Here is an 11,045-nt window from a genome sequence, read left to right on the forward strand (position 1 = left end):
TATTTTCCTTTATTCTTCTAATAACTGCCCTAATCCGCTTTGTCGTTGTACCGGATTTTTCACCGCACTTTCCCACACGCTTTGCAATGCAAACACCGTGAGAAAGTCTTTAGTGCGCGTAATACCGGTATAAACCAGCTCTTTGGATAAAACCGGACTATTCTCCAACGGTAAAATCAGGAACGTATGTGGAAACTCGGAGCCTTGAGATTTATGCACGGTCATGACAAATGCCGTTTCATGGTTCGGCACACGACTTGCTAGCACCGTTTTGTAGCTATTTTGTCCCTGCTCGAACCATACGCGCCCATGACCTAAATAAATACCGATGTCACCGTTATATAAGCCGACTCCGCTGTCATTTTGCGTCACCATAATCGGCTTGCCGATATACCACTCCCGTTCCTGATGAAATTGTAACAACCGTTTTTGACGCAATTTTTCCGCGATAGCCAAATTTAGCTGTTCGACCCCAAACTCGCCTACGCGTAATGCGGTTAAAAAACGGATGTGATTAAACGCAGCAAAAATTGACCGCACTTTATCTTCCTGAAGCACGCCATCAGACGGAATTTGTTGCAAATAGCGCGCGTATTCTTCCGCAGCACGATCGACAATCAATTTCACACAAGCTTTACGCTGTTGCACGTCGTCTTTATTACTCAAATAATGCGCAAAATCCGTTAAGTACACGCCACAATGTTTATCTTGATGTTGCTGATATTGTTGCAATAACTGCCAACTCTTGGTCGCATTGCCTAAATTCACGGTCGTTGCCAACTCACCCACTTCCGGATTCGCTCCAAAACGGCGACTGACTTGCAAATAACAAATACTGTCGCTAATGGCGTTTACCTTATCTTCTGATGGCAATGTCATCCCTGTTGTTGCCTGTAAATATTGCGCCATGGACGAGCTGTATGTCGGTTTTGCCGCATTCACAAAACGCCCTAATTCCCCCAAAATAGCGCCGGCTTCTACGGAAGCAAGTTGGTCTTTATCACCCAACAAAATCAGTTTGGTTTCCGGTTTGAGCGCATTAAGTAATTTAGCCATTAAGGTGAGATCGATCATGGATGCCTCATCCACCACCAACACATCCAACGGCAATGGATTGTCTGCGTGATAACGGGTTTCTTCACTGAAAAAACGCACACCAAGCAAACGATGGATCGTTTCTGCGCTCATCGGAATGTGCAGATTTTCGATAATATCCCGTTTATCTGGCTCTGATGAAAACGCCTGTTTTAAACGTTCCACCGCATCCACAATAGATTCCGTTAAACGTGCCGCTGCTTTTCCTGTTGGCGCAACCAATTTAATGCGTAAGCCATTTTGATGAAGTTCTTGTAGTGTTAACAGAAGCTTGGTCACCGTAGTGGTTTTCCCCGTTCCCGGCCCGCCGGTAATTAAACAAAAACGCTGACGTAACGCCATGGCAACAGCAATTTTTTGCCAATCAATGCCCTGTTCTTCCTGAAAATAGCGTTCGAGAATCGAGGCAATTTGTGAGAGTTGCTCGGTTGAAAAAACAGGCTCAAAACAGACCGCACTTTTGAAGTAATCGGCAATCCGAAATTCGTCTTGCCACACGCGATAAAAATACAAGCAATTAAACTGCAACACCAAAGGCGCAATTTGCTGTGATGGCGAATCAGTAAAGGCGATATGTTGTGCCTTTTGCAAGGTAGATTGCCATTGTGAAATCGGCACATAATCAATTTTTTGCTGAATTTCCGTCAAATAAATACGTTCGTTGAAATAATCCTGTAAACCGAACAAATCCTGTTCAGTGGCTTGATTCAACAAAAGACAAGTGTTGCCTTGACGATAATTAAAATTACACAATGCCGCCATCAGTACCGCCAAGTTTTGCACAAATGGCGCATAATTAAACGGTTGCTGTTTACGATGAATAAACTCGGCAAAATAATAGTCGGCGGTGTTAATAATGCCTTTTTCTTTGAGTTGAGATAATAAAGTTAACATCAGAACAAATTCTCCAAGGCTTGAATTAACGCATGATCCGGTTTATCAAAAAACACACCGTCCTGATTTTCACCGTTCATGCCGCGTAAGAAACAATAAAACACGCCGCCAAAATGGGTTTCGTAATGATAGTTTGCATCACGTTGTTGCAAATAACGGTGCAATGCCAGCGTGTAAAATAAATATTGCCAGTCGTAATGGTTTGCCAGCATGGCTTGCTCAAGACTTTTGCCAACATAGTTTTGCGGTTCGACACCGAGAAAATTCGATTTGTAATCCACCAAATAATATTTTCCGTTATGGCAGAAAACCAAATCCATAAAACCGCGCAACATACCTTTAATCGCATCAAATTGCAGCGCTTCCGATGGTAAATGGTGATGTTTTTGCAACGCGCGATTAAATGCCGACACATCAAATACCCGATTGAGTCTCAAATAAAACTGCATTTCTTTGACGCATTGATGGCGAGATAAATTGTTCAGCTTCAACGTTGGCTCATCTGCACTTAACGGCGTATCTAAAATCACCTTCATCCATTGTTGTAAGGATGGCAACCACGTTTCCTCTAACTGTAGCCATTGGCAGAGTTTTTCTACCTTGTCTTCGTTTAACGGCTGGCTAAAATCATATTTTTCCAAGAAACGGTGCAACGCTGTACCGATTTTAATCCCGTGCGGGAAATCGAAAGGCGAATAACCGAACGGATAGGCAGATTCATGACTAGCGCTTTCAAGTATGGTTTCTGTTGCTTGTTCATTAAAATCGTAATCTTTGCCACCATCAAAAACAGGTTCAAAAGCGACCGCACTTTCTACCGCCAGCTGTTCTTTATAGTATTTTTTATTTTGATGAATTGCCTCAATGGCGCTGAAACTGGTCACCGTCCAGTTTTGTTCAATATGTCCGGTGAATGTTGCCGCGTTTAATGGCGTTTGAGTCTCCGACTGCATTGGTTCATCTAGTGCTTTTAATGCCGTGGTTTCAGAAATCTGCACACTTCCCTGCGGGGCACGTTGAACCAACTTTTCTAATAGTGGCAAGCTGTCGTAGGCTGTCGGCTTCTCATTTGTTTGAATTTCCCCGTGAGTGAGGATATATAACAAAGCACTCCACTTTTCCTCAAAGGTTTTCGGCACACCGATATTCAACTGATATTTCGCTCGGGTCAGCGCCACATAGAGTAAACGAAGTTGTTCGGCAAAATCCTCTTGCTTTATATCCTTCTCATGAGAACCATCAATATCCCACAGCACGTCGCCCCGATCTTGGTCGTAATAAGTGGAAATGTGTTCAGACCAAGTTTTGGCGGCATAACCGACAAACGGCAACCAAACTAAATCGTATTCCAACCCTTTGGATTTATGAATCGTGACAATTTTGACCAACTGCAACTCGCTTTCCAACCGCACTTGTTGTTCATTTTGTCGATCTTCCCCTTGAATTTGCTTTTCAAACCAACGTAACAATGCCGCTTCACTTTCGTTCAGCGTTGACGCTTCCTGTAATAATTCTGCCAAATGCAGCAAATCCGTCACCAGGCGTTTACCATCCACAGTGGGATACAATTTTTCAGTGATTTTTTCTTGTAGGAACAACTGGTGCAACATCACTAATACACCTTGTTTTTGCCACGTTCTTTGATAATGAATAAATTTTTCGACCCAATATTCCCAACGGTTTTCGTCTAAACGAATACGCTGAATATCTGCTGCCGTTTGCGCAAAAATCGCCGTCGCAACGGCATTTAAAATATTGCGTTCGGAAAATGGATTAAGACAGGCCCGTAAAATCAACAACAGATCCTTTGCGGCTTTACTATCAAACACATTGCTATTTTCAGACAAAAACACGGAGGCAATGCCAAGGCGACGTAACTCATTTTTTACCAAATCAGCTTCTTTGCGACTACGAACCAATACGGCAATACTTTCCGGTTTTAAGGCTTTTTCGACGCCTTTTTCATCAGAACGAAAATCAGCGGTATTTTCCACCGCACTTTGCAACCAATGTTGAATAGAAATGGCACAAGCTTTTGCCATATTCTCTTTTACGGAAGCTTCATCTATATAAAAGCGCACGGCAGGTTCCATTTCACCGTTTAACCAAAATTTCGGATGATCGTCTTTAGATTCGACCGGCAAGAATGGAATCTTGTTATATAAAAAAGGAGGCTGTTCGTGAAAATCAAACAAGTGATTGACACATTGCACAACATCTTGATGGGAGCGGTAATTTTTTCCTAGATTGAAACGGTGCTGTGCTTCATCAGCCGCTTTAAAGTAAGTAAAAATGTCTGCGCCACGGAATTTATAAATCGCCTGCTTTGGGTCGCCGATCATAATAAAGCCGTTATCAGTCACCGGTTCTAATCGCTGTGGCTCTACATAAACCTTAGAAAAAATCTGATATTGCACCGCATCCGTATCTTGAAATTCATCAATCATAGCAAACGGATATTGATAACGAATCAACTGAGCAAATTCAGTATTATTCGGATGGCATAAAGCTTCTTTTAACAAGCGCAATAAATCATAAAAACTTTTTTCGCTATGATTGAGTTTGTATTCGGCTAGCTGCTCATTCAGCGTTTTTAAATAATGAAACCAGAGCGCTTGAGACAGTAAAGCCTGTTGTTCGGAAAATGCTAACAACTCATCAATTTTGATGAAAATCGGATGGCTCAACGCTTTCTGTGCTTCCTCGCCTTTCTGTTCATCCATTGCCGTTTGACCGAAGCGGTAAAAACAATCCGGGAAATCTGCTTTTTCGTTTTCCGCCCAACGTTTCATAGCGGCAAGCCATTTCGGGCGAGTTGCCGATGTAAAACTGCGACGGTTTAATTTTTGTTCTTTCGCATTCTTATATTTTGTGTTGATTTCTGTTTCAATCAACTCCGTAATTTCCACCTCTTTTTCTAACCATTTTTGCTTTAATTCCTGAGTTTGCGCGATTAATGCTTGTGAGTAATCAGTAAGTTTTGAAAGAAATTCCTCGAAAGTCCCCTCAAAAAAGTGCGGTCGTTTTTCCGGAAGTTTTAATTCGATTCCGGCAAATTTTTTGATTTTTGTCACAATATTGCTTGGGGAAACCAAATTCTTTTGAATAAATTCGACAACCGCATAAGGCTGTGAATAAAAATGCTCACGCCAAATTTTTTGTGCCAAGTGCAATAACAACTCATCTTCTTCGCCAGTCAATTCTAGATTGAAATGAACGCCTGAATTAAAGGCGTATTGCATCAGCATTCGGCGACAGAAACCATGAATGGTATAAATTGCTGCCAAATCCATGTTTTGTTCCGCCAAAGTCAGGCGTTGAATCGCCAGGGGTAAATCGGTGATGGTCGCAACCAATTCGCGTAAAAAATCATCTTGCCCAAATACTGCCGAATCTTGTGTCTGCTGATAAGCCGTCAATTTTTGTTTGGCGTCATAGATACGTTCGCGAATTTTGCGTTTCAGCTCCTCTGTCGCCATTTCAGTAAAGGTCACCACCAAAATTTGCTCGACGTTCAACGCATAGGGAAACGCATTTTCTCCTGCCTGCAATAATAGGCGCAAATAAAGGGAACCCATGGTATAGGTTTTGCCCGTACCGGCAGAGGCTTCAATTAGACTAACAGCATTTAACGGGATAGAAATCGGATTGAGTTGTTGCATGGTTAAGATTACGCGAATGAAAAATTTTGAATAAAATAAGGGCGGAACCGAATCCGCCCAATACTCTCGTTAGAAATTAACGACTTTATCTGCCCATAACGTCCATTTGGAAACATCATCTAAGGTGCCGCGAGTCACGCCGTCAATTAGCTTTATCTCGGATAAACCGCGTGCTTTGGTACAGCTTGTGCAAAGTTTAACTTCTGCGCCTTGTGCTACCAAGATTTCCATCACTTGTTGTACGTTAGAACCTTCATTTGGGTGCTGACCGGCAATGCCGCTTAACACCGAATCACCAAAACAGAACACTTTAATTTCAACTTCCTTGCCATGTTCTTCCTGCAAATTGACTGCTAAACGCAATGCGTTGAAGCTTTTTTCTGTGCCATATGGCGATTCATTTAAAATAAAAAGAAGTTTTTGCATCATCATTAACCTACCCAGATAAATTTAATTAAGAATAATAAAGAAACCACCCAAACCGGTGCGTTAACTTCACGCCAACGCCCTGTTCCGACTTTCATCACACAATAGCTGATGAAGCCAAAGGCAATTCCTTCCGTGATGGAGTATGTAAATGGCATCATCGCCGCGGTAATAAAGGCAGGAGTCGCTTCTGTTAAATCGTCCCATTGCACTTTAATTAAGCTGGATGCCATTAAAATACCCACATAAACTAACGCACCTGCTGTCGCATAAGCAGGCACCATGCCGGCTAATGGGGAGAAGAAGATCGTCAGTAAAAACAATAACCCGACAACAACCGCCGTCATACCGGTACGTCCACCGACCGATACGCCTGCACCACTTTCAATGTAAGTACTGATCGCAGAAGTACCGATATAAGATCCGACAACCGCGCTCGCACTATCAACATATAAGGCTTGTTTCATTTTCGGGAAACGCCCTTTTTCATCGCTGAACCCGGCTTTGTCTGTGACACCGAGCAAGGTGCCGGAAGAGTCAAATAAGTTAACTAATAAGAAAGAGAAAATGATGCCAATAAGTGCCGTATCCAAAGCACCGGCGATATCTACTTGGCCAACCACTTGAGTTAATGCCGGCGGCATGGAAACGATGCCGTGGAACATCACACTTTCGTCAAAATACAATGCAAGTGCGGTGACTGCTGCGATAGAAATTAGCACGCCGGAATAAATATTGCGTGCTGCCAACACCACGATAATAAAGAAGCCAAGGATGCCCAATAACACTTGCGGACTGTGTAGATCGCCTAAAGCCACTAAGGTTGCAGGATTCGCAACGACCAGCCCCATATTTTTAAAGCCGATTAAAGCGATAAAGAAACCGATACCGGCACCAATGCCTACCCGCAAACTGAGCGGAATAGATGCCATCAGCCAATAACGAATTTGGAAAATGGTTAATAGTAATAAGCCGACAGAACCCCAGAAAATGGTGCCCATCCCCACTTGCCAGGAATAGCCAAGTTTACCGACCACTACATAAGCAAAGAAGGCATTCAAGCCCATTGCCGGCGCTAACGCGATAGGTAAGTTACTGAATAAGCCCATGGCAATCGTACCGAAGCCTGCGATTAAACACGTAGTCACAAAGACAACTTGTTTATCCATACCCGCATCCCCCAACACAGACGGGTTCACGAAAACGATATACACCATGGTGAAAAAAGTGGTGATTCCGGCAATAATTTCCGTTTTGGAGGAGGTTCCTTTTTCTTTTAATTTAAAGAATTGTTGTAGAAAAGATTGATTTTCCATTGTAATTTCCAATCAGAGACAAAATAAAAACGATGAAAAACAAGGTAATAAGAAAGGTGTTTTTCCCGCTGATTCTAGCAAAAGATCAGAAAAACTGCGACGGGTTTATTGTCTATATACGGCATCTCTTACACCTCATTATCCTCATCTAAAATAAAGTCAAACCAATCAATCACATCACGTTCATGAATGCCGTGTCGAATTAAGATATCGGCTTTTCTCACACTCTCAGGATCGCCACTGATTAACGGGTGCCATGACGGCAACGGCTTACCTTCATAAAGCAAACGATAAGCACAAGTGGTGGGAAGCCAGCCAAATTCAGGTAAATTGTCTTTGGTCAGTTTGGTACAGTCCTCTTCTAACTCAAAACGTTTCAAATAATGACCGCACTTTCCTGTTTCTAAATCCAACAAATTGCACGCGATACGGGTGTAATACAAACGCTCATATTTCCCCTCGCCATCAATATATTTACGATAACAACACTTGCCGCAACCATCACATAATGCCTCCCATTCGGCATCATTCATCTCAAGCAGGTTTTTGTGTCGCCAGAAATCAGGTTCTAATTGCATAGGATTATTTACCGGTTTGGTTTTAAAAGCGGAAATTATAGTGAGGAATATCACTTGTGACAAATGCCGCGAGAGCGATTCAGAAAAACAAAAAAGTGCGGTCAATATTGACGATGTTTTTCAACGGAAAAAACACATCAAATATTGACCGCACTTATCCTTAAAAATAACAGATTAACGATAGGTGACGCGTTCGTTATCATTTAAATGAATGGTCGTTTCAGCCAATTTGGTTTCTGCAATGACCTTGCCGTGTCGAATAGAATAACGTGTCGGCACTTGACGTCGTACTGCATCAAAGCCATTTTCTGCCGGTAAAATAATAAAGTTAGCGGCATTCCCCTCTTCCACGCCATAATCTTGCAACCCTAGCGCTTTTGCACTGTTTTCAGTCACTAATTTTAAGCCGTCGTTAATTTGTCCGTAGCCCATGAGTTGGCAAACGTGTAACCCCATGTGTAACACCTGTAGCATATTTGCGGTTCCCAACGGATACCATGGGTCGAATACATCATCATGGCCGAAACACACGTTGATCTTGTTTTTCAGCATTTCTTTCACGCGCGTCACGCCACGGCGTTTTGGATAAGTATCGAATCGCCCCTGCAAATGAATGTTGACGAGCGGATTAGCCACAAAATGAATTTTCGATAATTTCAACAAACGGAAAAGGCGAGAGGCATAGGCGTTATTGTACGAATGCATTGCAGTGGTATGGCTCGCCGTCACTTTGTCGCCCATTTCATATTTCAACGCTAACGCAGCAACCGTTTCCACAAAACGGGATTGTTCATCATCAATTTCATCACAGTGAATATCGATTTGTTTGTTGTATTTGCGCGCAATATTGAAAGCAATGTGCATAGATTCCACACCGTATTCACGAGTGAATTCAAAGTGCGGTATGCCGCCCACCACATCTGCGCCCATTGCCATCGCTTGATCTAACAAGGCTTCGCCGTTCGGATAAGACAAAATTCCCTCTTGTGGAAATGCCACAATTTGAAGATCCACCCAAGGAGCCACTTCTTTTTTCACTTCGAGCATGGCTTTAAGTGCGGTTAACGTTGGGTCGGACACATCCACATGGGTACGCACATGTTGCACGCCATTTGCGATTTGCCATTTTAAGGTTTTCCACGCGCGGGATTTCACATCCTCATGGCTCAATAAAGATTTTCGCTCAGCCCAACGTTCAATGCCTTCAAATAAGGTACCGGATTGGTTCCAGTTCGGTTGTCCTGCGGTTTGTGTCGCATCCAAATGAATGTGCGGTTCAACAAACGGCGGATACACAATGCCCTGTTCGCCGTCTAAAATATCTCCGGAAAAATCAATCTGTTCTTCGTTAGGCAGAATACGGGCAATCTTGCCGTCTTCAATGACAATCTGCCATAAACCTTCACGGCCGTTAATATGAATATTTTTAACTAACATTTATCGCTCCTATTTAAACGCCAATTTTTTACCGAATAACGGCGTTAACACAAAATAAGCCACGGCACCGCCAATAACGGCATTTAACGGAATAATGCCCGGCAAGAATTTACCGCACGCGATACCGATAGCTACAGAGATAATTGCTGTCCAGTTGATGGTGACAAATTTTGCTTGTTCAAAATTAGCATAGGCTTTATTACGTAAAATATAGTCGGCAATGATCACGCCACCAATCGGTGGAATCGCGGCAGATAAAAACGTTAACCAGCCCACAAAGTTGTTGTATAACCACAAGGCACAAAGCGTACCGATCACACCGTTTAATACTGATAATGGACGGCTACTCCAGCCGGTAATGTTAGCGAAACCCAAACCGGAGGCATAAAGCGCATTATCGTTAGTCGTCCAAATGTTTAAACCAAGTACAATAATCGCCGGCAGAATTAATCCTTGGGCAACCATCACATCAGAAATATCGGACATCCCGGTCACCGCTGCCCCGGCGGCGCCAAAGACGAACATTAATGAGTTGCCCAAGAAGAACGCAATCATACTGATTAAAATCGCTTGTTTGGCTTTGCGTCCGAAACGCACGAAGTCTGCCGTTAATGAACCTGCACTGATAAAAGAACCCACAACCAAGGTAATCGCCATTGGTAAGGAAATGTCGTCTTTCGGCATGATATTTTCTAATACAGATAAACCACCGGCATCCGTTACCGCCAAATACACCGAATAAGAGCCAAGCACCGCAATTGCCGGCACTGCAATAGTAGAAAGAATGGTCAGCGCGGAAATACCGAAGAAAACCGTAATGGTCATTAATAAACCTGAGCCTAAAATTAAATAGTTCACATCAATGCCGGTGACTTTGTTAACCGGAATCGCAAACATCGCCACTCCAACACCGAACCAGCCCACTTGGGTGCCGCCTAAAATTAAAGATGGCAACCAAGAGCCTTTTACACCAAAGGAATAACGCGCCAAAACATGAGTTGTTAAGCCGGTTTTTGCACCGATGTAGCCAAGAAATGACGTGTAAATCCCTAACATTAAGTTACCGATGATCACGGCTAACCAGAAATCATGGTAAGTGAGTGATGTACCCAGCGTGCCGCCCGTCCACATACTTGCGGAGAAAAAGGTTAATCCCAGCATAACAAACGTCAGTGCCACAGCACCTTTACGTTCATGTTGTGGAACGGGCTTCAAACTAAAATTTTCAGAACTCATTTTTGTATCCTTTCAAAGTAAAAAAATCGGCAAATTCTAATCCTTAGCCAAGCCAAAAGCAAACGTTTGCTTTGTAAAAAAATAAAAGTGCGGTCAACATTCAACGTGTTTTTTTCAATTAAAAAATATCGTCAAAGTTAACCGCACTTTCTCTCGCACTACCCTTTCAACTGGGACAAACGCCCCTCGATAGCGCGCGTCTCCTGACGCGTGCCCAAAACATCAATTTCATTTAATTCAGATTTTTACTATTTTCATGAATAACTTCATTCAGTTTATTTATTTTTAGCTAGATGTAAGCACGCGTCAGGAGACGCGCGCTATCTGGGTATAATAGATTGTAATGGCACAAGCGTGGACGCTTGCGCCATCAGGGGTATCGTATAAGCTGGAAAAACTTT

7 protein-coding genes are annotated in these 11,045 nt (G+C 42.9%); all 7 read right to left on the reverse strand.

The annotated features are described in order from the left end of the window. Window positions 1–9: 9 nt before the first annotated feature. The 7 genes from recD to codB all read right to left on the reverse strand — a co-directional run bounded on the left by recD (window position 10) and on the right by codB (window position 10,644). Entirely contained in the window at window positions 10–1,989 is a 1,980-nt protein-coding gene (recD, locus tag Q0203_RS06970) for an exodeoxyribonuclease V subunit alpha (protein WP_297930763.1), read from the reverse strand. Beyond that, a complete protein-coding gene (recB, locus tag Q0203_RS06975; RefSeq protein WP_297930765.1) occupies window positions 1,989–5,651 on the reverse strand; it encodes an exodeoxyribonuclease V subunit beta in 3,663 nt (1,220 codons plus the stop codon). Before recB ends, recD begins: the two co-directional genes overlap by 1 nt. A gap of 69 nt (window positions 5,652–5,720) precedes the next feature. Further along, window positions 5,721–6,077, reverse strand: coding sequence for a DsrE family protein (locus Q0203_RS06980; RefSeq protein WP_209364789.1), 357 nt, complete (start codon window positions 6,075–6,077; stop codon window positions 5,721–5,723). 5 nt (window positions 6,078–6,082) lie between these two features. Beyond that, on the reverse strand, window positions 6,083–7,393 hold the full coding sequence (locus Q0203_RS06985) for an NCS2 family permease (protein ID WP_297930768.1): 1,311 nt from the start codon (window positions 7,391–7,393) through the stop codon (window positions 6,083–6,085). A gap of 128 nt (window positions 7,394–7,521) precedes the next feature. Further along, window positions 7,522–7,971 (reverse strand): YcgN family cysteine cluster protein, encoded by a 450-nt coding sequence (locus Q0203_RS06990; RefSeq protein ID WP_297930770.1) that lies wholly within the window; start codon window positions 7,969–7,971, stop codon window positions 7,522–7,524. A 174-nt stretch (window positions 7,972–8,145) separates the two neighbouring features. After that, complete coding sequence (locus Q0203_RS06995) at window positions 8,146–9,408, reverse strand: cytosine deaminase (protein WP_297930771.1); 1,263 nt, start codon at window positions 9,406–9,408, stop codon at window positions 8,146–8,148. 9 nt (window positions 9,409–9,417) lie between these two features. Beyond that, window positions 9,418–10,644, reverse strand: a complete 1,227-nt coding sequence (gene codB / locus Q0203_RS07000; RefSeq protein WP_209362638.1) for a cytosine permease — start codon at window positions 10,642–10,644, stop codon at window positions 9,418–9,420. Between the last annotated feature and the right edge of the window lie 401 nt (window positions 10,645–11,045).

It is taken from the genome of uncultured Aggregatibacter sp. (genome assembly GCF_938046485.1).
Classification (GTDB): domain Bacteria; phylum Pseudomonadota; class Gammaproteobacteria; order Enterobacterales; family Pasteurellaceae; genus Aggregatibacter.

What these genes read in the sequence shown, in the direction of transcription:
- recD (WP_297930763.1), bottom strand. Translation starts at nt 1,989, where the DNA reads ATGTTAACTTTATTATCTCAACTCAAAGAAAAAGGCATTATTAACACC.
- recB (WP_297930765.1), bottom strand. Translation starts at nt 5,651, where the DNA reads ATGCAACAACTCAATCCGATTTCTATCCCGTTAAATGCTGTTAGTCTA.
- Q0203_RS06980 (WP_209364789.1), bottom strand. Translation starts at nt 6,077, where the DNA reads ATGCAAAAACTTCTTTTTATTTTAAATGAATCGCCATATGGCACAGAA.
- Q0203_RS06985 (WP_297930768.1), bottom strand. Translation starts at nt 7,393, where the DNA reads ATGGAAAATCAATCTTTTCTACAACAATTCTTTAAATTAAAAGAAAAA.
- Q0203_RS06990 (WP_297930770.1), bottom strand. Translation starts at nt 7,971, where the DNA reads ATGCAATTAGAACCTGATTTCTGGCGACACAAAAACCTGCTTGAGATG.
- Q0203_RS06995 (WP_297930771.1), bottom strand. Translation starts at nt 9,408, where the DNA reads ATGTTAGTTAAAAATATTCATATTAACGGCCGTGAAGGTTTATGGCAG.
- codB (WP_209362638.1), bottom strand. Translation starts at nt 10,644, where the DNA reads ATGAGTTCTGAAAATTTTAGTTTGAAGCCCGTTCCACAACATGAACGT.